This is a genomic window from Flavobacterium niveum (genome assembly GCF_055231775.1).
Genome location: NZ_JBUYSX010000002.1, coordinates 258,939 through 282,936, shown reverse-complemented (window position 1 = coordinate 282,936; position 23,998 = coordinate 258,939). Strand labels below are relative to the sequence as shown.

Annotated in this window: 26 protein-coding genes; 15 read left to right on the top strand and 11 right to left on the bottom strand. The window is 44.7% G+C overall.

Annotated features, from left to right (window positions below):
* Window positions 1-44: 44 nt before the first annotated feature.
* The 4 genes from ACZIX4_RS06740 to ACZIX4_RS06725 form a co-directional block, all read right to left on the bottom strand.
* Window positions 45-1,199: a beta-ketoacyl synthase N-terminal-like domain-containing protein gene (locus ACZIX4_RS06740; RefSeq protein WP_463334852.1), complete on the bottom strand. Its 1,155-nt coding sequence runs from the start codon at window positions 1,197-1,199 to the stop codon at window positions 45-47.
* Window positions 1,200-1,301: 102 nt separating this feature from the next.
* Entirely contained in the window at window positions 1,302-2,576 is a 1,275-nt protein-coding gene (gene bioA / locus ACZIX4_RS06735; protein ID WP_463334851.1) for an adenosylmethionine--8-amino-7-oxononanoate transaminase, read from the bottom strand.
* Window positions 2,577-2,611: 35 nt separating this feature from the next.
* Window positions 2,612-3,232 carry a dethiobiotin synthase gene (gene bioD, locus ACZIX4_RS06730; protein ID WP_463334850.1) on the bottom strand — a complete coding sequence of 207 codons (621 nt, stop codon included), beginning with the start codon at window positions 3,230-3,232 and terminating at the stop codon, window positions 2,612-2,614.
* Between the two features lie 32 nt (window positions 3,233-3,264).
* On the bottom strand, window positions 3,265-3,681 hold the full coding sequence (locus ACZIX4_RS06725) for a putative signal transducing protein (RefSeq protein ID WP_463334849.1): 417 nt from the start codon (window positions 3,679-3,681) through the stop codon (window positions 3,265-3,267).
* Window positions 3,682-3,840: 159 nt separating this feature from the next.
* On the opposite strand from ACZIX4_RS06725, the gene ACZIX4_RS06720 reads away from it, so the two are divergent.
* On the top strand, window positions 3,841-4,995 hold the full coding sequence (locus ACZIX4_RS06720; RefSeq protein ID WP_463334848.1) for an AI-2E family transporter: 1,155 nt from the start codon (window positions 3,841-3,843) through the stop codon (window positions 4,993-4,995).
* On the opposite strand, the gene ACZIX4_RS06715 is transcribed toward ACZIX4_RS06720, so the two are convergent.
* Window positions 4,973-6,136 (bottom strand): aminotransferase class I/II-fold pyridoxal phosphate-dependent enzyme, encoded by a 1,164-nt coding sequence (locus ACZIX4_RS06715; RefSeq protein WP_463334847.1) that lies wholly within the window; start codon window positions 6,134-6,136, stop codon window positions 4,973-4,975. The genes ACZIX4_RS06720 and ACZIX4_RS06715 overlap by 23 nt on opposite strands.
* Before the next feature lie 106 nt (window positions 6,137-6,242).
* Here ACZIX4_RS06715 and ACZIX4_RS06710 point away from each other — a divergent pair, with 106 nt between their 5' ends.
* From ACZIX4_RS06710 to ACZIX4_RS06670, 9 genes are all read left to right on the top strand, one after another.
* Window positions 6,243-6,707, top strand: a complete 465-nt coding sequence (locus tag ACZIX4_RS06710) for a hypothetical protein (protein WP_463334846.1) — start codon at window positions 6,243-6,245, stop codon at window positions 6,705-6,707.
* Window positions 6,708-6,781: 74 nt separating this feature from the next.
* Window positions 6,782-7,183: a hypothetical protein gene (locus ACZIX4_RS06705; RefSeq protein WP_463334845.1), complete on the top strand. Its 402-nt coding sequence runs from the start codon at window positions 6,782-6,784 to the stop codon at window positions 7,181-7,183.
* Window positions 7,184-7,196: 13 nt separating this feature from the next.
* Window positions 7,197-7,700, top strand: coding sequence for a DUF2975 domain-containing protein (locus ACZIX4_RS06700; RefSeq protein ID WP_463334844.1), 504 nt, complete (start codon window positions 7,197-7,199; stop codon window positions 7,698-7,700).
* A 12-nt stretch (window positions 7,701-7,712) separates the two neighbouring features.
* Window positions 7,713-8,234 (top strand): DUF2975 domain-containing protein, encoded by a 522-nt coding sequence (locus ACZIX4_RS06695; RefSeq protein ID WP_463334843.1) that lies wholly within the window; start codon window positions 7,713-7,715, stop codon window positions 8,232-8,234.
* Between the two features lie 12 nt (window positions 8,235-8,246).
* Window positions 8,247-9,050, top strand: a complete 804-nt coding sequence (locus ACZIX4_RS06690; RefSeq protein WP_463334842.1) for a DUF2975 domain-containing protein — start codon at window positions 8,247-8,249, stop codon at window positions 9,048-9,050.
* Window positions 9,051-9,053: 3 nt separating this feature from the next.
* On the top strand, window positions 9,054-9,266 hold the full coding sequence (locus tag ACZIX4_RS06685) for a helix-turn-helix domain-containing protein (protein WP_463334841.1): 213 nt from the start codon (window positions 9,054-9,056) through the stop codon (window positions 9,264-9,266).
* 248 nt (window positions 9,267-9,514) lie between these two features.
* Window positions 9,515-10,228: a hypothetical protein gene (locus ACZIX4_RS06680; protein WP_463334840.1), complete on the top strand. Its 714-nt coding sequence runs from the start codon at window positions 9,515-9,517 to the stop codon at window positions 10,226-10,228.
* A gap of 295 nt (window positions 10,229-10,523) precedes the next feature.
* Window positions 10,524-12,035 (top strand): F0F1 ATP synthase subunit beta, encoded by a 1,512-nt coding sequence (atpD, locus tag ACZIX4_RS06675; RefSeq protein WP_463334839.1) that lies wholly within the window; start codon window positions 10,524-10,526, stop codon window positions 12,033-12,035.
* 80 nt (window positions 12,036-12,115) lie between these two features.
* Window positions 12,116-12,400, top strand: coding sequence for a F0F1 ATP synthase subunit epsilon (locus tag ACZIX4_RS06670; protein WP_463334838.1), 285 nt, complete (start codon window positions 12,116-12,118; stop codon window positions 12,398-12,400).
* 54 nt (window positions 12,401-12,454) lie between these two features.
* On the opposite strand, the gene ACZIX4_RS06665 is transcribed toward ACZIX4_RS06670, so the two are convergent.
* From ACZIX4_RS06665 to ACZIX4_RS06650, 4 genes are all read right to left on the bottom strand, one after another.
* On the bottom strand, window positions 12,455-13,885 hold the full coding sequence (locus tag ACZIX4_RS06665; protein WP_463334837.1) for an ATP-binding protein: 1,431 nt from the start codon (window positions 13,883-13,885) through the stop codon (window positions 12,455-12,457).
* A gap of 231 nt (window positions 13,886-14,116) precedes the next feature.
* Window positions 14,117-14,329, bottom strand: a complete 213-nt coding sequence (locus ACZIX4_RS06660; RefSeq protein WP_463334836.1) for a hypothetical protein — start codon at window positions 14,327-14,329, stop codon at window positions 14,117-14,119.
* 128 nt (window positions 14,330-14,457) lie between these two features.
* Window positions 14,458-15,546, bottom strand: a complete 1,089-nt coding sequence (locus ACZIX4_RS06655) for a hypothetical protein (RefSeq protein ID WP_463334835.1) — start codon at window positions 15,544-15,546, stop codon at window positions 14,458-14,460.
* A gap of 40 nt (window positions 15,547-15,586) precedes the next feature.
* Window positions 15,587-16,003, bottom strand: coding sequence for a hypothetical protein (locus ACZIX4_RS06650; protein ID WP_463334834.1), 417 nt, complete (start codon window positions 16,001-16,003; stop codon window positions 15,587-15,589).
* 66 nt (window positions 16,004-16,069) lie between these two features.
* On the opposite strand from ACZIX4_RS06650, the gene ACZIX4_RS06645 reads away from it, so the two are divergent.
* Complete coding sequence (locus tag ACZIX4_RS06645; protein ID WP_463334833.1) at window positions 16,070-16,576, top strand: hypothetical protein; 507 nt, start codon at window positions 16,070-16,072, stop codon at window positions 16,574-16,576.
* Here the strand turns inward: ACZIX4_RS06645 and ACZIX4_RS06640 are convergent.
* Window positions 16,573-16,947 (bottom strand): VOC family protein, encoded by a 375-nt coding sequence (locus ACZIX4_RS06640; RefSeq protein ID WP_463334832.1) that lies wholly within the window; start codon window positions 16,945-16,947, stop codon window positions 16,573-16,575. The genes ACZIX4_RS06645 and ACZIX4_RS06640 overlap by 4 nt on opposite strands.
* 306 nt (window positions 16,948-17,253) lie before the next feature.
* On the opposite strand from ACZIX4_RS06640, the gene ACZIX4_RS06635 reads away from it, so the two are divergent.
* Window positions 17,254-18,114: an Abi family protein gene (locus tag ACZIX4_RS06635; RefSeq protein WP_463334831.1), complete on the top strand. Its 861-nt coding sequence runs from the start codon at window positions 17,254-17,256 to the stop codon at window positions 18,112-18,114.
* A gap of 46 nt (window positions 18,115-18,160) precedes the next feature.
* On the opposite strand, the gene ACZIX4_RS06630 is transcribed toward ACZIX4_RS06635, so the two are convergent.
* On the bottom strand, window positions 18,161-18,688 hold the full coding sequence (locus ACZIX4_RS06630) for a hypothetical protein (protein WP_463334830.1): 528 nt from the start codon (window positions 18,686-18,688) through the stop codon (window positions 18,161-18,163).
* 152 nt (window positions 18,689-18,840) lie between these two features.
* On the opposite strand from ACZIX4_RS06630, the gene ACZIX4_RS06625 reads away from it, so the two are divergent.
* The 3 genes from ACZIX4_RS06625 (at window position 18,841) to ACZIX4_RS06615 (ending at window position 23,799) form a co-directional block, all read left to right on the top strand.
* Window positions 18,841-20,472 (top strand): DUF4139 domain-containing protein, encoded by a 1,632-nt coding sequence (locus tag ACZIX4_RS06625; RefSeq protein WP_463334829.1) that lies wholly within the window; start codon window positions 18,841-18,843, stop codon window positions 20,470-20,472.
* A gap of 741 nt (window positions 20,473-21,213) precedes the next feature.
* Window positions 21,214-22,341, top strand: a complete 1,128-nt coding sequence (locus ACZIX4_RS06620; protein WP_463334828.1) for an acyltransferase family protein — start codon at window positions 21,214-21,216, stop codon at window positions 22,339-22,341.
* A 96-nt stretch (window positions 22,342-22,437) separates the two neighbouring features.
* Complete coding sequence (locus ACZIX4_RS06615) at window positions 22,438-23,799, top strand: PQQ-dependent sugar dehydrogenase (protein WP_463334827.1); 1,362 nt, start codon at window positions 22,438-22,440, stop codon at window positions 23,797-23,799.
* Window positions 23,800-23,998 lie beyond the last annotated feature (199 nt).

Sequence of the window (23,998 nt, the reverse complement as noted above, 5' to 3'; positions counted from 1 at the left end):
TTTTTATAGTGTAAAGGCTTCTTTTAAAACCGTAGCCTGAAATGTTATTTACTGACTAAAATACTCACGGCATTGCCACCAAAGCCCACAGCATTAATAAGCACTTTGCGTATATCCCTGTCCTGCTCCTGCGGGTAAAATGGCGATGCTATAAACGTATTGTGCTGCATCATCAGCAATGCCATTTCCACACTCAGCAGGCCACTGGCACCAAAGGTGTGCCCTATCTTCCATTTGTTTGTAGTAAGCAGCGGCAGGCTTGCGCCAAAAACAGCCTTAATGGCATTCAGTTCTCCAAGGTCACCTTTTATGGTTCCGGGCGCATGCATCACTACAGCATCTACCTCAGCAGGGTTCATTCCCGCCAAAGCCATTTTCATGCTTTTTTGCAGGCACTCGGCATCATCACTAAGTGATGCCCCGTGCTTTATCGTTTCGGTAGCATAGCCTATCCCTACAATATAACCCAGCGCATCGGGATTGTACCCTGCTTCAAGGCAGGCCACAGCAGCACCCTCGCCCAGCACCATAGTATTCAGTTCCTTATCCATATCCAGCGCGTGGCATGGATAGGCATTAGTAAGCGGGCTGTAAATTTTCATGGCCTGCATCTGCGCTATGGTAAAACCCGTAAGCGGCGCCTCACTCCCCCCCACCAGGAACTTATCGCTCAGGCCACTCTTCAGCCAGGCAACACCGTTAAGCACCGCATGGAGCGCCGTACTGCACGTTATGGAATGCGAAATTTCGGGTCCGTTATGTTTCAAATCCTGCGCTACCCAGCTGGCTATATTGCCCAGTGTGGTACTCGGCGATGCCTGTACAGCCGCCTTGCCCGTAGTAAGGTATTGGTTATAATGCTGCTCAAAAAGGTCGGTAGCACCACGGCTGGAACCTATGTTAATGCCAAAGGTATCACCCTCTGCCCAGCCCGCCTGTGCAGCAGCACTGCGCGCAGCAAGCACCGCATACAGTACCGACTTATCCACACTGCGGAAATTCGGGTTGCTTTGTTTTAGCGCCTCAGCTTTGGCAGAAAGGCTTTCGGCAAGGCTTCCGCCAAAAACAGTATTATTGGCTACAGCCAAAGGCCTCAGCAATACACCGCCGCTAAGGTAGTGTTGCCAAACATCAGCCGCAGTATCGCCCAGTGGTGAGACAGACCCCACCGAAAGTATAGAAATGGTATCGGTATTCATACCGTAAAAAATTTATGCAAAGATACGGGCAACAATCTCAAAATTGAAAGATTGAAAAATTTAAATATTTTGCCAGTGCTACATTAGACAATTGGTACATTTTTAAAACACCTCTTCCAGCGCCTGCCCTATCACCGTATACACCCTGTCCAGTTGCTCGTCAGTAATGATATAAGGCGTAAGCACATATACAATATTACCCACAGGGCGCAGTATCACACCGTTTTCTATGAAAAATTTGTACAGCTTATTGCGAAAATCACCATAGTACGACTCGGCACCGTCACGCTTTATCTCCAGCGCCACAATAACCCCGAGTACACGGGCAGTTTTTACACGCGGGTGCTGTTGCACCGTTTCCATAAAGGCACGGTGGCGGGCATTTACCCGGTTGATGTTGGCCTGCATATCATCGGTGAGCAGCAAATCCAGGCTGGCAAGGGCGGCGGCGCAACCGGTAGGGTTAGCCGTAAAGGTATGCCCGTGGAACAATGCCTTATTAATATCATCGCTATAAAAACCGTCGAAAATCTGCTGCGTAAAGGTGGTTATCGCCATAGGGATGGTACCGCCCGTAAGCGCCTTGCTAAGGCACATCATATCGGGTTGCTGCGTAAGGTAATCGCACGCGAATATTTTTCCTGTTTTGCCAAAGCCCGTCATTACCTCATCGGCTATAGTAAACACACCGTGTTCCCGGCAGGCTGCCATTAGGCTATCCAGTACTTCGGGGCCATACATCACCATGCCCGCTGCCCCCTGTACTAAGGGTTCAAAAATAAATGCAGCATATTCACCCGTAGCCAAAAGCTGGTTCAGCATATCAAGGCTGGCCTGCTCCTGCCCCGCAACCGGTACCGGGATACGCGTAACCTCAATCAGCGAACCGCGGAATGCCTCCGTAAAAAACGAAATGCCGCTGGCCGCCATAGCCGCAAAGGTATCGCCATGGAAACCATCGGCCAGGGCTATGATTTTAGTACGTTTTTCGCCCTTATTGTAAAAGTATTGTAATGATGCCTTTATGGCCACCTCAACCGCCGTACTGCCGTTATCGCTAAAAAACAGCTTCTTTTGATTTGATGGTAGTATTTGCAGAAGCCTTTCGGCCAACTGTAGTGCCGGGTTGTGCGTAAAGCCGCCAAAAAGCACGTGCTCCAGCGTGGTAAGCTGCTTATAAATGGCATCGGCTATATATGTATTGCTGTGCCCGAAGGGGTTTACCCACCAGCTGGCTATAGCATCTATATATTCCTTACCGTCTTCGTCCCAAAGCAGGGCACCTTCGCCCCTCACAATTTTTATGGGAGGAAGCGCCGTTTTATGCTGTGTATACGGGTGCCAGAGCCCCCCATCCCCCAAAGGGGGAGACTTCATCTCTGAATTTTTCAATTTTTAAATCTTTAATTTTTTTAAATCTGAAATAACCTCTCCCTGAACTCATCTGCATACTCGGCCACTACATTGGCATCAAAATAGGGTTCATCCTGTATGCGGCCTATCATGTCCAGTCCGGTCATGTTCAGTATTACACTTTCGCTGGCTCGGTTTTCATTACCGTTAAAAATAATACCGGCTATGGTTAGCCCACGGCTTTTAAGCGCCTCCACAGTAAGCAGCGTGTGGTTAATGCTGCCCAGGTAATGGCGCGATACTATAATCACTTTATAGTCGGGCTTAATCAGGTCGGCTATGGTCTGCGTGTTGTTTATAGGCACGTAAATGCCGCCAGCCCCTTCTATAACCAGGTGCTCGTTCTCGGTATGCGGTTCAATGATATTTTCAGGTGAAATGGCAACACCGTCTATCTCCGCAGCCAGGTGCGGGCTGGCGGGGGTATGTAATGCGTATGCATTAGGGTGCAGTATGGTTTTGGTAGTTCTAAGGTAACGCTGCACCTTATGGGTGTCGGAGTTGTCAAGGTCGCCCGCCTGTATGGGTTTCCAGTAGTCGGCCTCCAGGGCCTGGGTTACTATGGCAGCTGCTATGGTTTTACCCACATCGGTACCTATCCCGGTAATAAATAGTTTCATTATAAAGTATTCTTACAGCTATGGTAAAGCCGTTATTTCATCTCAAATTCATGGCCGCAGTTGTTGCAGTGGTACTTGTACTTTACAAATGGCGGAAGCGTACCCAGCAATAACGTACCAAACAAAAAACCTAAAAACCCCTTACGGTCACGTACCGTACTCATTACCTCTACCTCTGTAGCATTACAGTTGGGGCAATGTACGGGGTTACCACTGTTGTCTACCGCATAGCGCGATATGGTTTGCAGCACTTCCCGCGCCTTTTCGGCATCTTCGGTACGCACAAAAAGCTGCACACCGCCCATGGCATTGCTCATCAACGGATCGGTATCTATGGTGTTATTATTTTTAAGGAACACCTCTATACCTTCGGCTTCAAGCCTGCCCTTAAGGATAAGTGCTTCGGCACTGTACTGGAACGACGCTACTTTTATAAACTGTGGCTGCATGTTGCAAAGGTACGTAACAAATACATCCTCCCGACACCCCCACAATTCTGTTAAAAACCACCCATCCGTATTATCAATACTTTAATAAATCCTTACCAGAACCCGAAGTTATTTCTGTCTAATTTTGGTGTATCTGCTAAGAAATTAACACTTTGATTTATGGAACTGCGGTTACCACCCTATCTGCGTACGCTGGCTATAATGCTGCTCATTACCATGATTGTATTTTTTATGATTATGGCAAAAGGGCTGCTGGTACCCCTGCTCATTTCGGGTTACATAGCCATGCTGCTTACCAGTACCTGCAACCGGCTGGAACGGTTTAAAGTTCCGCGGTCGCTGGCGGCATTTATCTGCCTGCTGGTATTTGTAACCATACTGGGCGGTATTATTTTTCTGATTTACACACAGGTAAAAGGGTTTACCAATGACTTGGGCGACGGCCTTATGGGCAAAATAAACACCTTTGTTATAGAAGCCAACACCTGGAGCAAAAATACCTTTGGGGTAGACCTGGGCATGCCAAACGGTTTTGAAATAGAAAAAGCCGTGGAAATGGTAGGCGCCGAAAATGCCAAGCCTACCCGTATGCTTATAGATACACTAAGCACTGTGAGCGACATAGTGCTGCTGCCGGTTTTCATCTTCTTTTTGCTGATATACCGCGACCATTTGGCTGTGTTCATTACCAAGGTATTCCGTAAGCAGGACAATGATTTTCTGTTGCGAAAGCTTACCTCCATCCGTAAAATAGTACATGCCTACATACTGGGCGCGGGTAAGGTAATGTGCATACTGGCTATAGTGAATACTGCCGTACTGTTTGCACTGGGCATAGAGCACGCCATATTCTTTGGAGTATTGGCAGGCATGCTGAACATCATCCCCTACGTAGGCCCCACACTGGGTGCGGTACTGCCGTTTTTCTTTGCACTGGTAACTAAAGACAGCGTATTTTATCCCCTGGCAGTAGTATTTGCCTTTACACTCATACAAATATTGGAAGGCTCATTTTTAACCCCGAAAATCACCGGAAGTAACGTAAACCTCAATGCACTGGTTACGTTTATAGGCCTGCTTGTAGGTGGCGCCATATGGGGCATTATGGGTATGATACTGATAATACCTACCATAGCCATAATGAAGAAACTCTTTGAGCTAAGCCCCGACACGCGCCCTTATGCCTACCTGTTTGGCGAGGAAGACAGCAACTGGTTCAAACGGCGATACGGCGAAGCCACCCCAGCTGAAAAAGAAATTGAAAAACAGGCCGACAAAGAAGCAAAAGAGGTTATGAATAACGAAGCGCATTAGTCAGCGTATCCATAAGTGCCGAAATTTGCCGTGTCGTATTAAAGCTGTGCAGGCAAATGCGCAAGCGTTCCTGCCCTGCCGGTACCGTGGGCGACAGTATGGCTTTTACGCTAAAACCCGTACGTTGCAGCAGCCCCGCTATTTTTCGCGCACGGTCGTTACCCGGAACAATAATACAGTGTATGGCACTAAAGCTGAGGATAAACGGCAGGCGGCAACGCTCTGCCTCCGATTTAAAATGTGTTATAGCCTGCTGTAATCCTGTAAGGCTTTCAGGGTGCATACGCATAATATTATAGCTGCTTATAATGGCGGCCAATGAGTGTGGCGGCAATGCCGTAGTATAAACAAAACTCCGCGCGAAGTTGGCCAGATAGGTAGTAAGTTCTTTACTGCCCAGTATGGCAGCCCCATGGCAACCTAATGCCTTTCCAAAGGTAACTATAGTAGCAAACACACGCTGCTGCAGTCCATAGTCCTGCAACAACCCCTCTCCCCTGCGGCCAAAAACCCCTATGGCATGCGCCTCATCTACTATAAGGCGGCATTTGTAGCGTTCGGCAACATCGGCAAAAGCCTCCAGGTTTGGCGTATCGCCGTCCATACTAAAAACCGATTCGGTAACAATGTACAGTTCCTGCGCCTTGCTGCGGTGGCGTTCTACCAGGCGGTACAGCGCCTGCGTGTCGTTATGAGCAAATTTAAACGAGGCCGCACCGCTAAGCCTAAGGCCGTCGCGTATGCTGGCGTGTATAAACTCATCATACAAAACCACATCGCCCTTTTGCGGCACACTGCTGAAAAACCCCAAATTGGCATCGTACCCTGAGTTGAATATCAGTGCGCTTTCGGCATCATGGTATTCGGCTATGGCTTTTTCGGCATCGTCATACAGGGCATGGTTACCGCTAATAAGGCGTGATCCCGTGGCACCGTTCTGCTTTACACCCATACCCTCCAGGAGTTCGTGGGCAGTAATAAAAAGCTCTTCCGAAGCGGCCAGCCCCAGGTAATCGTTAGAAGAAAAATCGGTAAGCTTCCCGGTGCTTCCGGGGGTACGCAGGGCGTTTTCCGCTTCGCGCTGCGCCAGCTTTTCAGCAAGGGATTTAGGGAATGTATCCATTACTTCAAATATAAACATCCCGTGTGTAAGTTTAACACTTTTCGTAAAAATATTTTTTTTCAAATATTTTTTATTGTTTTTCGATAATTATTTTACCTTTGTCGAAAACAAAATCATTTCAACCATGAAGAAGTTAAAAATCCTCCACGCTATTATTATAGCAGCTGTAGCATGGTATGTGCTATACATAGGCTATTATTTTGTTGATTATTTGTTGCAGCAAAGCACCACCACAACCGAATCAGAAATACCAGTAAGAAGACTGGCATCGTTACTGGCTTCATACAGCCTGGATATACCCGCACTTGTCCTTGTGGCTTTATCGCTTAACCGCTTTATAAAATACGGGTATTTTAATACCGGCAGTGCTAAAGGGCTTAAATGGGCAGGCTGGTTGTTTTTAATCCAAGCAGTAATAAGTCCATTATACACGTACATTTCATCTGCTACTTTTAAACAAACCATAGGAACAATAATCTTAGGATGGAGTAACATGCTGCCCCTTTGTTTAGGCATTGGGCTTATGGTGCTGGCCGATTTTATACTGCGTGGCAAATACCTGAAAGATGAAAACCAACTAACCATTTAATTTTTACAGCTATGGCTAAAATATCTATAATCCGTTTAATGGTGGGTATTTATATACCTTTCAAAATATTATTCATGGTTTTAACCTATACCAGTCTTGAAGGTTTTGCCTATTTCCCCGAATTAGAAATGATAAAACGGTTAAGCATTGTAGAGATTGTATCTTCATTATCCTTGTTACCTGCCCTGGTTACTTTATGGTTATCGCTGCATTTCTTTTTAATAAAAGGATATTTTAACCCCAAAAGCCGCAGGCTGCTTAAAGCCACGGGGTATATCCTCGCTTTTAATGTTATAACTACACTGGTACTGTACCTCGCAATATGTTATATACCCGGTTATATGAAATGGGACACGTTCCCCGGCTCATTATCTTCTATAGTACCTAACCTGCTTATAGGCATCGGGCTTATGGTTGTGGCCGATTTTATACAACAGGGTGAAAGCATAGAACACGAAAACCGCGAAATTATTTAAATAAACAAACCTTATGAAACGTCTTAACTTTTTAAAACTCCTTGTATCTATCCTTTTTGTAACAGACATTATAGCCATTGCCCTGGGCGTACCCTTTTCACTCATTTATCTTATAGCGCCAGACAGGATTCCTGCCGGGCTTAAAGCTACAATGGATATGGGTAACGGCCTGCATTTTGGGTTTTTCAACCTGATTATTGCCCTTGCGGGTTTTGCCTGCGAAGCCTATGCGCTGTACTGCCTTAAACAGGTTTTGGCATTATTCCAGAAGAATCGTTTTTTTGATGCCAAAGTGGTAGCGTTGTTCCGCAAAACAGGCACCTACGTTATATGGGGCTGCATACTGGTATGGTTTGCACACCTGCTTATACCCGCCGCCGATGGAACCGTACACTTTAGTGCCAACATTAACTCGGCAACCATTTTTGTAGCGGCACTGGGGCTATTATTCCTGGTACTGGGTGATGTGTTTGAGATGGCCCGCAAGCTGAAAGAAGAAAACGACCTAACCGTATAATCCCGTTTAGAAATGAAATACAATATAAAAGTAGTTACTACTGCGCTGCTGGTAGTACTTATACCCCTTTCTGTATACATTGCCATGTGCCTTATTGCAGGCCTTGCCTGCCTCATTCATGAGATTCCTCCATTTGCCGAGGGCTTAATAAACAGGCTATTTTCGCCATTGCAAAAAACTTCTGGTGTTGCACTCGGTTTGTTTTTTATGGCATATACTGCGGCGATGGCATATTTGTTTGTCAATGTAAACAACCTGAGGCTTGCGCTGAAAAGTATTGCCAAAAATGGCGCTTTTGAAGATTATAATGCCCGCAGGTTGTACCGGGCAGGTACCGGCATTGTACGGTTTGCATTCATTAAATATGTATTGATGTGTACATTCGGTGCCTTTGCATTGTTAGACATGCTGGCAGTTTTCACCGAAATAATCCCTATGCTTGCGTTGTATACCATGGGTAAATTTATTCTTGTAATGGCCGATATGACAGAGCGCGGCGAAACCCTGCTTGAAGAAAACGAACTTACCATATAAACCTATAGCACCATGAAAGCGACACAACGTGCCCTGGGTAGGGTATACAATTTCAGCCGGGTGGCATTTTGGCTGTACCTTGCCTTTATAGCCACAATCGTTTACCAGAATATAGCCAACACCTTTGGCAGCGAGCCAAAAGAACCCACAAGCGCTTACTTTTTACCCGTAAACATGGACCTGAAAAACGTAAGCGACACCATAATACCCTACAGCCACAGCAGGCCATCGGGTACCGAAACCGGCACTGTTGTTATACACAATGGCCTTTCTGCAACGGAGCGTAAGGAAATAAACACCATACTTACCGACAGCAGTTACCATAAAGAAATAATTACCAACCGTTTTATAAGCCGGAGAGGTGAGCCAACCCCCGTACAGACGGTATCTGACAGTGCAGACGGGGCGGTGTATGTCAACCCCGATTCCGTTGGCTTTAAAATACTGTTGTGGCTGCGCTATTTCTTCGACCCGGTAAAAAACCTCATCGTGCTGTTCTTTATATACAGGTCGGCCAAAATGCTCCATGAAAATTTTTCGTTCAGTAAAAAACTGGCAAAAAACATACTGTATGCCGGTAATGCCATAATTTTGGAGCAGCTGTTCTTACTGCTTTCAGACTGGTATATTGCTACACGCCTGCATACGGTAACCCTTGTAAAAAATGCAGGAGGCACCACACAAGAGGTGTTAGATGTGTCTTTCAGCATGCAGGCCAGCCTTATAACGGTTTTTATTGGGCTTTGCCTTATTGCCCTGTCGCGCCTGCTGCAACACGGCTACCAGTTACAACAGGAAAACGAACTTACCATATAGCCCATGCCTATAATTATAAACCTCGACGTGATGCTGGCCAAACGCAAAATGCGCAGCAACGAACTGGCCGATAAGGTGGGCATAACCACGGCTAACCTCTCCATACTGAAAACCGGTAAGGCCAAAGCCATACGCTTCAGTACGCTGGAGGCAATTTGCCGCGAACTCGACTGCCAGCCCGGCGATATTATGGAGTTTATCCCGGATGAATCTTAAAGTCGAAAGTTAAAGGTCGAAAGTCATAAAGTCGGGCAACTATCCTCGCCTGTAAATTTTTCAATTTCTCGCAAAGTCACAAAGCCGCAAAGAGAATGGAAACTGTGGCTGTGATTGAAAAATCCACACCAAACAAATAAACGAATCAACACATTTACAAATTAACACTGAAAGCAATAATATCATAAACCGCTTTTACGTTAAAAGGTTTTTTGTAAGTTTATACCCTTAACCACTACGCAGGCATTATGAAGCGGATTATGTATACCCTCACTGCACTATCTTTTATCCTGGCGGCCTGTAATGGCAACCGCGGGGAAGAAGGTACACAGCCTGGCACCGGAAAAACGGCGCAGGTATACAGGCCCATACCTAAAAAAACACCCAAGCCTGCAAAAGAGACCCCGCTTGACGAAGAAGCCCTGAAAAACCAGCAGCGCCTTATTCCCCACGAAAAAACCCTGGAAGGCTTTACCTTCCGCTACGGGTATACTAAGTATGATGAGGACGAATACGGTTTTGAGAACCCCGGTTTCCTGGAGGTGAAAAAAGACGGTAAACTACTGTTTAAAGACGCTTTTAAAGGCGAGGGCGAACCCTTTGTAACCTCTATGGGCTACCACGAACTGGGCGGCAAAAAACTCATCTTTAAGCTTAACTACGGCACACCCGCCTGCGACTATGCACAAATATCGCGCTACTATGTGGTGAATGCCGATGGCAGCATGGCGTTTATAACCGAAAGCTGGTCGGCTAACAGTGGCGACGGCTACAGCTCACGCTCGTTCAGGGAAATACTGCCGGGCGATTTTACCGGTGAACCGAATACCATGGTGGTTATAGAATCATTGGTATTCCATGAAGGCGATAAGCCAGACCAGGCCGATACTACCCGTATTATTTTTAGCGGCAACACCTTCAGGGTAGAAAAAAACACCGATAATATTGCAAAGGCTGAGTAAAGCCTTTCGTAATAGCTTCTCTGTCTTCTCTATGAAACTACATGTTACCAAACACCCAGGTAAGCCCTGAAAACTGCGGCTGCGACTGAAAACTATTGCCCATAATTCTCCACATCCGTTAACGATAACCCGATAACCGCATTAGCAAATAAACAAATTAACCCAAAACGTTTACTTTATTGAAAAATAAGCAAAATACATATTGCATATTTCAGTAATAAACAACTATCTTTGCACTCGGAAAAAAAGGGTTTTTCCTTATTCTATAAATAGCTGTTTAATAAATACATAAGCAATGTCTAAAGTAACAGGAAAAGTTGCACAGATTATCGGCCCGGTAGTAGACGTGGTGTTTGACTCACAGGCTGCGGCCCTGCCAAAGATCTACGATTCATTAGAGATCATTAAAAATGATGGTTCAAAACTGGTACTTGAGGTACAGTCTCACGTGGGACAGGATACTGTACGTACCATATCTATGGACTCTACAGACGGCCTTAGCCGCGGACAGGAAGTAGTAGCAACCGGTGCTCCTATACAGGTGCCTATCGGCGGCGATATCTACGGACGTTTGTTTAATGTAGTAGGCGATGCCATTGACGGCCTTGGTAACCTTCCTAAAGAAGGTGCAAACGGTCTTCCAATCCACCGCTCTGCCCCTCGTTTCGACGAACTTTCTACATCTTCTGAAGTACTTTTTACAGGTATCAAAGTAATCGACCTTATCGAGCCTTATGCAAAAGGTGGTAAAATTGGTCTTTTCGGTGGTGCCGGTGTAGGTAAAACGGTACTTATCCAGGAGCTTATTAATAATATAGCAAAAGGCCACGGTGGTCTTTCGGTTTTCGCCGGTGTAGGTGAGCGTACCCGTGAGGGTAACGACCTTATGCGTGAGATGCTTGAATCAGGCATTATCAAGTACGGTGAAGACTTTATGCACTCTATGGAAAACGGCGGTTGGGACCTTTCTAAGGTAGACAAAGCCGGTATGAGGGAAAGTAAAGCTACTTTCGTGTTCGGACAGATGAACGAACCACCGGGAGCACGTGCCCGTGTAGCCCTTTCAGGCCTTACCATTGCCGAGTATTTCCGTGACGGTGCCGGTGAAGGACAAGGTAAAGACGTACTGTTCTTCGTAGACAACATCTTCCGTTTTACACAGGCGGGTTCAGAGGTATCGGCGCTACTTGGCCGTATGCCATCTGCGGTAGGTTACCAGCCTACACTTGCTACTGAGATGGGTGCTATGCAAGAGCGTATTACTTCTACTAAAAACGGTTCAATTACTTCGGTTCAGGCGGTATACGTACCTGCGGATGACTTAACTGACCCGGCTCCTGCCACAACATTTGCCCACCTTGACGCTACTACGGTACTTAGCCGTAAAATCGCCGAGCTTGGTATTTACCCTGCGGTAGACCCACTAGATTCAACTTCACGTATCCTTACCCCTCAAATCCTTGGTGCTGACCATTACAACACTGCACAGAGGGTAAAAGAGATACTGCAAAAATACAAGCAGCTGCAAGACATCATTGCCATCCTTGGTATGGAAGAACTTAGCGAGGAAGATAAACTTGTTGTAAGCCGTGCACGCCGCGTACAGCGTTTCCTTTCTCAGCCGTTCCACGTAGCTGAGCAGTTTACAGGTATACCTGGTGTACTTGTAGATATTAAAGATACCATAAAAGGCTTTAACATGATTATAGACGGTGAGCTGGATCACCTTCCTGAAGCTGCCTTTAACCTTAAAGGCGGTATAGAGGATGTGATTGAAGCAGGCCAGAAAATGTTAGCCGAAGCGTAAACCTGGTTTATTGGTTGTTGGTTGTTGGTTGTTAGAAGCTGCCAACAACCGACAACTAACAACCATCAACTAAAAGGACTATGTTATCATTAGAAATAGTATCGCCGGAAGGGCATTTATTTAAAGGCAACGTTACATCGGTAACTGTGCCGGGCGTAAATGGCGAATTCCAGATGCTGGACCACCACGCCAATATTGTTTCGATACTGGCCCAGGGCAACATCAAAATAGCCGTGCCTGATTTTAAAACTGCTGAGCTTAGCGAGCGTTTTACAAAACAGGACAAAGACCAGAAGTTTTACCTGCCTATAGAAAGCGGTACACTGGAACTTAAAGACAACAGGATCATTATACTGGTTGATTAAATTCATCTATACAGCTAAAATCCCCTTTTCTCGCGAAAAGGGGATTTTGTTTTTCTATTTATTCAGCTTCTTATTCAGAGTGTTTTTACCCACAGTATACGCATAAGAAGAACTAGGAAGATATTGTATATTTAAACCTTTATTTTCAATCTCGCCTTCTTTATCTATTGTAGTTACAATTGGATTATTCAGTTCATTCTCCTCGCAAAATTTGTGGAGGCTCTTTAGGTCATGAGGTTTATCATAATATCGATTACTCCATTTTATTTCCAAAGCCCATATCGGTTTTAAAGTTGTATCACTTAAACCTACCATATCTACTTCACCATTACTCCAACGGGCATACCACGGCGTAAACCACTCACGGTGCATCCATTGAGCAAAAATTGCGGTTTCAACAAGGTTCCCTATCATTTCATCAGTAGTTGTTACAGGAGAAAATAACGCACTGCGCAAAGATGGGTTAGTAAGGTAAATTTTAAAAAAATTATCCCGCTTAAACCTTTTACCACTTTGATCTATCCTCTTAACCTGCTTTATTAAATAAGCCGCCTCGAGATATTCAATATACTTTTTAAGCGTATTCTTAGGAACTTGCGACTGTTTACTAAGTGTTTCTAAAGAAAATTCTCCCCCTGTATTATATGCTATTGTTGTAAAAAGCGAGTTTAATTCTCTGGTATCACTAATCCCATAAAGACTAGGTAAATCGCGAAGTAAAACTTTATCTACTATATCCTGCCTTATATATCTTCCGGGATTTTCCTGTATCTTTTTAGAAAAAATAACTTCCGGATAGCCCCCAAAATTGATATAATCAATAAAATGCCTATTTAATTCTTCAAGATGAGTAGAAGTATAAAATTCAGATACAGTATTTCGCCACTTTAAATTTATTGTAGTAATAATCCTGTCAAGACCCTTTAGAGAAATATATTCGTTAAATGTAAGTGGAGGTAAAAGAAAATCAGTAAACCTTCCTGCACCGCTCTCCGTACTTGCAAATTTAAGAGCAGCAGCAGCAGAGCCTGAAACTATAAATTTATCTTTTCTGTAACTATCAACAAGAGATTTTAAATGCACTTCCCAGTTTCTACAATACTGAATCTCATCAAATATTACAGTCCATCCGGTTTTATCCTTTAATCCTGTTGCTTCTTTTGCATAAATAAACAATTGCTCTAGGGAAATATTATTGTATATGGGATTCTCAATAGTAATAAATATAATTTTATTAGGCTCGTAAGAACCCTCTATCATATCCTGAACCATATGGTAAAGCATTACTGTTTTACCTACTCTACGAGGCCCCATTAATACTACAGCCCTCCTTATCTCCCTTTCATAAACTAGAGGCTTAAAAAGATCAAAATATAATCGTCTGGGCATATCATTATAATCAGCTTCAATTTGCCCATCCACCCACCACGGGTTTTCAAATCTTATCCTGTCTAAAACTTGTTTTTTAGAGATTTCACGAAGCATAAAAAATCTTATTTCATACAAAAATAAAAAATAAAGTCAAACATTTGACTTTATTAGAACAAAAATAAGAAAATAAGAAAATTTTACATCATACAATCTCTTAGATTATAAAACTAATATTCATAAAATAAAAACAGCCGTATCGTCCTTTTTACGGAACCATACGGCTGCTTAGAGAAAATATTTAAATAGTAAGATGTGCTTTAAAATGGTGGTTAAGGTGGGGCAGGGTTATTTGCCCAGAGCTTTCTTAATGCCCGCTACGGCTACAATACCAAACACTAACATGTTTACAATACCCAGTGCTTTTATAACAAGGGCATTGGCCATGTGTGGCTGTTCTGCAATGTGAAAGGCAATGTAGTAGCCCAATACCGCCATTACCACTGCCGGCAACGTATAGTTCGGGCGCACAATCCTGGTTTCGTTTTCAAGTGGATTCATGGCAATTGTGGTTTTTGATTAATACTTAAAAAATTTGAGCGAAAACTATGCCAATAGAACGCCATGACAGCCCCATATGATGTAAAAGGCGTGTTAAAAATTTGCTAAAATTTTTCTGATTAAAAAACCTACTCCTTAAGTATCCTTAGCCTGTAGGTGTTTGCCACAGTATCGTGCAGGTAATTATAAACATCATTAGAGCCTTCATTGCTGATTTTAAATGACTTTTCTACAGGTTTTTCAGGACTGTCATCATCCTGCTTTATCTGCGCTATGGGTATAAGTGTAGTACTTTGAGGATTTTTCTTCGGTATTACCCTTAGCGAGTTGTCATCGTCCTGCAGGTATAGCGTAGTTTTGTCTTCAAAACACGGAACCACAAAACCCAGCACATCATAATAACCCCTGTAGGTAAACGTCTTCAGCACCTTACCGTACGGCGACACCAGGCGGGCATTGGGTACTTTGGTGCTGTCATTATATTCATCAATAGCCAGTATAGTTTCAGGGTTTACCAGCCTTTTGGTTACCAGCCAGTGGCCTTTGGTATTCAGGTTGGTTTTTTTACCGTTGCGATGCAGCACCTCGTAGTTGGTAACAATAAAGCTGCCATCGGGTGCCACGGCGATTTTCCCGTCGCAGCCGCCACCGCCAAAACTGTTGTAATACGTCATGTGGCGCAACTTCCCGTCGCGGCCTATCAACAGAAAAACTTCATCGCCCACATCACTCTCCGGCACAAGGAAACGCACCGTAAACATAAAGGCATCAAAAGACGGTACGTACCCGAGCACGGTAGGCGTATCAATAACAGTTTCTGCTACCACGCTACCGTCGGCAGTATTTTCAAAATCCTTTTTAGAAAACACGGTTTTAAACACCTGTTTCCCGGCAGCATCGGTAAGCGTAAAAGTATATGCGGCATCATAACCTGTGTATTTACCAATATGTGTTACCCCTTTATCGGTGTAGGTATGATTAAAAACATAGGTTGTACCCAAAAGGCACTGTGCAGAAACGGTACATTTCCAAAGTTGCCTGTCTACCTTAATTAAAGTATCATCGGCGTACAGGCTGTCATTATTTCCGGCATAGTTGTGCTCGCGGGCATCGTAAGTTTCGTAAACAGTGTCGGGCGTTGTACTTTCGGCAGTTTCGGGTACAGGCACTTTGCCCGGCTCCCGTTTATGGCAGGCCGAAAGTAAAACGATAAGCACTAAGACGCAGAGATTTTTCAAGGTTGGCAGTGGTCAGTAATTAATTGGTAGTAGATTTCAGCGAACCAATAGTACCGCAATGTCCGGGCTTATTCATGTGCACCAGTTGCAGTATTTCGGTACCATAGGCATTTTGGGCAATACGTAGTTCCAAAATATAATTGCCCTTAAACACAGTTTGCAGGTTTACAATACCGGTAGTTTGTGCAGGCTGGGTTTGCAGTGTAGTATCGTAAACATTAGTCTTTGCCTCAAGGTAAGGCGAATCATCCAGCAGTTGCAGTGAAGGCAGGCTCAAAACAACATTCTGCCCCGGGCGTATCAGCGCAGTGGTGGTGGTGCCTACCGTTACGTTTTGCAGCGGGTAAGGTGTTTTGTTTACCAATGTAAGCTGTACCTGTGCAAATGAAGCCACAGTACTAAACATAACAAACAGCAGCGCAGCAAGATGTTTCATAGTTGATGGGATTTATGGTAAAGATAAATGTTTTTCTGATACAGGACTATATGTATATTTACCGCAATGAAAGCTACGGTTACAGAATATAAACCACACGGAATATGGCGGGGCATTGGCCTTACAGCGCTTACGCTTTTCCCCATGCACATCTGGATTATGTACCGGTACGTACAACTGGGACAAGAATATGCCCATTGGTTCTTCAGCCCCATGGCCGCAGGAATTGGTCTGGTGTTAGAGCCGTTGTTTATTATTTACATGCTCACTATTGTGAATATAGTGATAAGCAAAGCCCGTGGCACAGTACGCAGAAGCTGGGTGTTGTTTGGCATAAGGTTTAACGGCAAAGAAATCAGCACAGGGAATCCTGATTATATATCACTAACACGCAATACCTACAGGCGCACAACGGAAAGCGGTGACAGCTACAGTACAGAATTTCGAATAAATGCCTGGAAAAATGACAGTACATATAAACACTTATTCAGCTATAGCATGGAAACCGATGCCAGGTATGTAGCCGAAGGCATTGCTAACGCCCTAAGTATACCATTTAACGATTATACTTAGTGACCGGGCCACTGCTGTACCCTTACCCCCACCCCCGATGGGTCGGCTATGGCAAATTCCAGCGCACCCCACGGGCGCATGGTCACCTTGTTAAGGTTGGGGTGCAACAGGTGTGGGTGCGTTGCCGAAACCTTACTGTATACGGCTTGTATATCGGGTGTATGGATGCGTATTTCGGGGCGGTCCTTATCGGCATACTCCTTGTTTTGAAACAAAAATACCGATAGCCCGTCACAGTCTACCACGCAGCAGGGTTCGCGTTCGGCAAGGCCATTGTAGCCCATAGTAAACCCCAGGCAGTTGATAAACAAATCGAGCCCTACAGTAATGTCTTCGTAAAATATACTGGGTACTAAGCGGGTAAATTTCATGGTATTTATGGATTTGGTTTCACCAAAGTTAGGGAAAATTTTCAGTAGCGGGTTACTGTTTTCGAACCGGATATATAGAACTCGGTACCATAAGCATTACTACAAAACACTATGCTTCTAACCCCAGGCAGAATTATAGAAAAAGTTACAGTAGTAATTTTATAAAATATTTGTATCTTTGCAGCAACAGTACACACCGCGCGAGTTTGTTTGTTAACATACAGCGTACCAGGGTGTGTCTTTTGCTTTTAATAAGTCCCGTTTTAGTACATAATTTGTATTTTAGCGGGACTTATTAATTATAATATGTTCGAAAAACCAGCCCTTACCATTGACCAACAAATTGATAAACTTAAAACCAGAGGCCTGTTAATTGATGACGCAGATAATGCACATCATTATCTGTCCCATATAAGTTATTATCGGCTGGGTGAGTATTGGTATGTAATGCAGGCAGATAAAGAACAGCATATTTTTAAACCAAACAGCAGGTTTCCTGATGTTATTGCACTCTACAACTTTGACCGTGAACTTCGTATTTTATTATTTGATATAATTGAGAAAATTGAAATAAGCCTAAGGACAAAACTTATATATCACCTGTCTCATGAATTTGACCCGTGGTGGTTCCAAAACTTTTTTATTTTTGAAGACAGTAAAGCGTTAGTAAAGACACTTGCAAACCTTGAAGAAGAACTGGAGCGTAGTAAGGAAGTAACAATAAAAAACCATTTTAAAAAATATAAAGAAGACCAGCGTTTCCCTCCTTCCTGGAAAGCGTTAGAACAAACAAGTTTCGGGGCTTTATCAAAGCTATACGGCAATCTTAAAAACCAGGTTAAGTCTAAAGATACAATAGCCCGTGAATTAGGAGCTGTTAACCATACCTACCTCCCAAGTTGGCTGCAATCCATCTCACAGATAAGAAATTTATGTGCCCACCACGCCAGGTTATGGAATAAGAACCTGCCCGGTTCACCAAAGCTTTTACAGAATCCACCCTATAATTGGGTTAAGGATGTCCCAAAACAACATGAATTTTTAAAGCTGTATATTCACCTTTGTATTATGAAATACTTGTTAGACAGGATACAGCCGGAAAATAACTTTACGGCCAGGTTGTCTGCCCTTTTTGAAAAATCCCAAATGTGGACCCGGGGGCTTTAGGCATGAAAGAAAACTGGCAAGAAGAAGACTTATGGAAGTTATAAACTTATGACTGTGCCGTTTTACTTCCTATTATCCGTATCAGTTCGGCGTAAATTTCAGCCCCAACGAGTGACTCTGCAATAATAAAAGCTGTACCAATATCTGATATAAGGTACAGGGTTTCCTCTATAACAAAATAACTTTTAAAGCTTTCCCATTTCAGTTTTATATCGGCAGTAGGGCTTAGCATGCGTATACTTTCTTCATCATATTCCACAAGGGTATTTTGGCGGTGTTTTTCCCAGTCGGTTATTCTTTCGTTTACCGTTTTTTCAAAACTCTTTTTACTTCTCCTGTATATAGACATTGAAATAAATGCCGTATAAGCCGCAAATAAAGCCACAAGAATAAACAGATAACCTGTTTCACCATTTTTGGCGCTTGCCACAGCCATGCCTGCAAGTAATAGTATTGCCGATATATACCATGTGCGGCGGGTAGCCTGGCGGTTCTTTTCCCAGTTTTTATAAAGCCAAAGCCTATGCTGCCTGCGGTACAGTTCCGGCTGCATGGTAACCTCAAATTGTTTCATGGTTCAGGTAGATTTGCGATTGCAATATAAGCGTTTGTATGGAACACTGTCAAGGAGGATTTACAATCCGGGATAAAAAACAAAAAAATTTTTCACCCCCGTCCCAACCTTTTCCGTTAAACAATGCTCTTTATAAAAAAGACCTTATTTACATGAAAAAGATTTTAATGATAGCACTGCTGCTTATAAGCGGCAGCCTTTTTGCCCAAAAGCCGGTGTTTGCCAATGCCAAGGCTACGCAGGCCACGGTATACTATAACGGTGCCGAACTTACCCAGACTACTAATGTAACCCTGCCTGCCGGTACCAGCGAAATTGTTGTGAAAAACGTAGCCAACTATATTTACGAAAATACCGTGCAGGTGGGTACCCCCGCTGCGGTTACGGTACTGTCGGTGCAGTTTACACAGAATTACATGAGCGAATACCCTGTGCCCGATACGGGTTCGCCTGCACTGAAAAAGGTGCGCGACAGTATAGCGGTTATCCGTACCGAACTGGATAAGCTGGCGACACAAAAAAGCAACGACCAGAAAACGCTTGACCTTTTGGATAAAAACCAACAGGTAGCCGGGCAAAATACCGGCCTTAGTGTGGCCGACCTTATGAAACTGGTAGACTACTATCGTGCCAAGCGCAATGAGATTACGGCCAACCAGCTTACCATAGGCACCCGTGAAAAGAAACTGAACGAGAAGCTGGAAATACTGAACAAAAAACTGAATGCCGACAATGCCCCTAAAGACGAGGACACCAGCAAAGGCAAACTGGTGCTACAGGTAATGTGCGATGCCGCGGGCAGCTACCCTTTAGAGATAACCTACCTTACCCAGGGTGCGGCATGGGCGCCGTTTTATGACCTGCGTGCCGAAAACAGCAGCGGCCCCATCAGCATGATGTACAAGGCACAGGTAACCCAAAACACCGGCATTGACTGGAAACAGGTAAAACTGACCCTGAGCAGCGGCGTGCCCAACCAAAGCAGCCAGATACCCATACTTACCGCGTGGTTTTTAAGGTTTGGCGCACCGGCGTATTACAGCAACAATATGATGTTAAACACTATACAAGGTAGGGCTTCAGGTGTTAACATAAAAGGTTACTCAGCTGAAAGCGGAGATATGGATAAAGTGGGTAAAAAAGACCTGGGTGACTACACCACCATAAACGACAACCAAATGAACGTGTCGTTTACCATAGATGCCCCGTATGATATAGCCAGTAACGGCAAGGCACACAGCGTACGCATGAAGGAGATAAAGCTGCCTGCTACGTACCGCCACTATTCGGTTCCGAAGCTGGAGCAGGAGGCGTTCCTTATGGCTGATGTTACCGACTACAGCAAGTACAACCTGCTGCCGGGCGAGGCCAATATTATATTCGAAGGGATGTACATCGGTAAAACCACCATCAACCCTAACCAGACTTCAGATACGCTGAACCTGGGCATGGGCCGCGACAAGCGTGTATCTGTAAAACGTGAAAAAGTAGCCGATAAAAGCGGCACCAAATTCCTGAGTGGGTACAAGGAGCAGACCTTTACCTATGAAACCACCGTACGCAACAACAAGAAAGACACGGTAACCCTGCTACTAAAAGACCAGTACCCGGTAAGCACCGACAAAGAAATTGAAGTAACCCTGCTGAAAGACGACGGCGCCAAGGTAAATACCGAAAGCGGTGTACTGACCTGGGAACTGAAACTGAACCCCGGCGAAACCAAAAAGGTACGGATAAGTTATAAAGTCCGGTACCCGAAAGACAAGGCAATAGCCAATTTATAGAAGCCAACCACTCAACTATATTTAACTAACTCAAATGTGTGGGCAGCCCTTACAGGTGGTAGTGTAAAGGGCTGTCCTTTTTTTATGTTTATTGTTTGTTGTTTATAGTTCATGGTTGCTTACTCTTGCCTATTTGTTCATTAAACGGGCATTGAAAAATTATTAATAAAATTTTCAGCTGCGTCCGTCATGGCGGGCACGAAGCCATCTCATAAAAACTTTGCGGCTTTGCGGCTTTGCGAGAAAATATATTATAAAGAAACCATTACCCAAAGTCCCTCAAAGGAAGCGCAAAGTCTCCCAAAGTTTTTTATTGCCTTCAAAGCACACGAAGCATTCCTACGGAATGTAAAAGATTTTTAGCAGCATTATGATATTGCCGCGCTACGCTCGCAAAGACGGTGCGTGAAAAACGCTATGAATACAGCACTCCAATTCAGGCCTGTCATGGAACGAAGCCATCTCATAACTTTACGCCTTAGCGGCTTTGCGAGAAAAATATACTACCGAGAAGTTATTGCGCAAAGCTCTTCAAAGTAAGCGCAAAGTCCCTCAAAGTTATTCTGCGTATGAGTGAAGCTGCTCCCTTCCCTTTGGGGAGGGCTGGGGAGGGGCTACTCAACATCACCTATACAGGGTATGATTATGTTTCCGATGTAGTACCGTAGTATTCAAAACTAAGCCCAATCTTTGCATTTACTAAAACGTTTTATTTACTTGCACCCAAATTCCAAAAGCATTATGCAAACATCCGCAAGTACTGTGCAGGCAACACCTGCAAAACCTCACTATGCCATACTGGACGGGCTGCGTGGGGTAGCTGCCCTTATGGTGGTTATTTTCCACATTTTCGAGCTGCACTCTACCAGCCACCACGACCAGATAATTAACCACGGCTACCTGGCGGTAGATTTTTTCTTCCTGCTATCGGGCTTCGTTATCGGCTACGCGTACGACGACCGCTGGCACAGCATGGGCATGAAGCAATTCTTCGGGCGAAGGCTGCAACGCCTGCAGCCCATGGTAGTGTTCGGTATGGTGGTAGGTGCCGTTATGTTCTACTTCCAGGCGTGTTCATTAATGCCAAAAATAGAATCGACTCCCGTGTGGCAAATGTTGCTGGTAATGGTTATCGGCTGTACATTGCTGCCGCTGCCCCCATCTCAGGACATACGCGGCTGGAACGAAATGCACCCGCTTAACGGCCCGGGTTGGTCGCTGTTCTTTGAATATATAGCCAATATATTTTACGCGCTTTTTGGCCGCAGGCTGAACAACAAATTACTAATAGTACTGGTATTCCTTTCGGCATGCGCGCTGGTCTACCTTGCCGTGTTTAGCGAAGGCGGCGATGTTGTAGGCGGCTGGGAGCTAAGCCCCGGTGGGCTGCGCATTGGCTTCAGCCGTATGATGTTCCCGTTCTTTGCAGGTTTACTGTTATTCCGCATTGCAAGTATAAAAAACATAAAGAATGCCTTTTTGTGGAGCAGCCTGCTATTGGTTGCAGTAATGGCTTTCCCGCGTGTGGGTACACCCGAAACCAACTGGATGAACGGCCTGTATGAGAGTGCCTGTATCATCATTATATTCCCGCTTATAGTATACATCGGTGCAGGTGGGCAGTTACAGGGCCGTGCTGCCAACGTATGCCGTTTTTTAGGAGATATATCGTATCCTATTTACATTACGCACTATCCTTTTATCTACGCCTATACTGCCTACGTGTCAAACAACAAAAAGCCACCGTATAGCGAAGCGTGGCCGTATATGCTCCTTACGTTTGTAAGCAGTGTGGTGCTGGCATACGCCGCCCTGAAGCTCTATGACGAACCCGTGCGCCGCTGGCTGAAAAAGAAATGGCCGGCATAGCAATATGCTTTCTGCACATTAAAATTTTCACAAATACACAAAGGGCTATAGTTTAGTTTGGTATTTTTATAGTAAATCTCTTAAAACCAATTTGCTATGAAAACACTTTTACGCTATGCCCTTATGCTTGGCTGCACCGCCGCATGGGCACAGGAAATACAACTGAGCCAGTTTGCCGATGGCTTTAGTTCGCCATGCGAAATTACCCATGCGGGCGACAGCCGCCTGTTTATTGTAGAACAGGGCGGTACCATTAAGATACTTAATGTAGACGGGCTGGTAAACGAAACCCCTTACCTGGACATATCGGCGCTTACCAATGGCAATGGCGAACAGGGTTTGCTGGGTCTGGCCTTTCACCCTGATTATGCCAATAACGGGTATTTGTATGTGGATTATACCAACCTTTCGGGCGATACAGTAATAGCCCGCTACACCCGCAGTACCGATAATGCTGCCTATGCCGACCCCGCAAGCGCGCAGATACTGCTTACTATAGACCAACCGTACAGCAACCACAATGGCGGCTGCCTGCGTTTCGGGCCCGATGGTTTCCTTTATATAGCCATGGGCGATGGCGGCAGCGGTGGTGACCCACAAGGCAACGGGCAAAACACTAACACTCTTTTGGGCAAGCTGCTGCGTATAGATGTGAATAACGGCGACACCTATTCAATCCCCGAAGGCAACCCATTTGTAGGTATAGACGGTGCCGACGAAATTTGGGCGTACGGCCTGCGTAATCCCTGGAAGTTTTCGTTTGACCGCCTTACCGGCGACCTTTGGATAGCCGATGTGGGCCAAAACAATATAGAAGAAATAAACATGGTAGGCCCCGGTGAGGCCGGTATTAACTACGGCTGGCGCTGCTTTGAAGGTACCGAGACCTACAATGCCGACGACTGTTCGCTTACGGTTATGTACACTTCTCCCGTAGCCGAATACACCCATGACGATGGCGGCTGTTCTATAACCGGTGGCTTTGTATACACCGGAAGTAACTACCCTGCCCTTACAGGCCAATATGTTTTTACCGACTATTGCAGCGGTAAAATAGGGCTTAATCCAGGTGGCAACGAAATAACATGGACAGAGGCTTTTAACGGAAACTTTTCTACCCTGGGCGAAGATGAGCAGGGCGAGTTGTATATAGCCGATATTATAGGCGGTATAGTATACAAAATAACCGATGCCACCGCCTCCGCACCGGAGTTTAATGCAAGCAATGTAAAGCTGTTCCCTAACCCTGCGGGTAACAGTGTAACCCTGCAAACAAACAATGCCACATTCCCTTTACAGGCTAACATTTACGACTTAAGCGGTAAGCTGGTACTAAGCAACCAATACCACAGCGCTACCAATACTATAGATGTAAGCGCACTGGCCGGTGGCCTGTACATAGCCGAAATAAACAGCGCCACAGGCACGGTAAGGCAAAAACTGGTAGTTAACGATTAAAGAAATCTTTCTTTATGATAAAAAATAGAAATCCGTTGTGGTAAAGTATACCGCAACGGATTTCTTATTTGTATTTCAATTCGTTATGAGATTATCTCATCTATTTGTGGCCGCCCTCAGCACCTTCAAGTTGTTGTTTTACAAAGTTTATGGTGTGGTGTATCAGTGCTGCATTTACTATCGGTTGTAATTTTTTTCA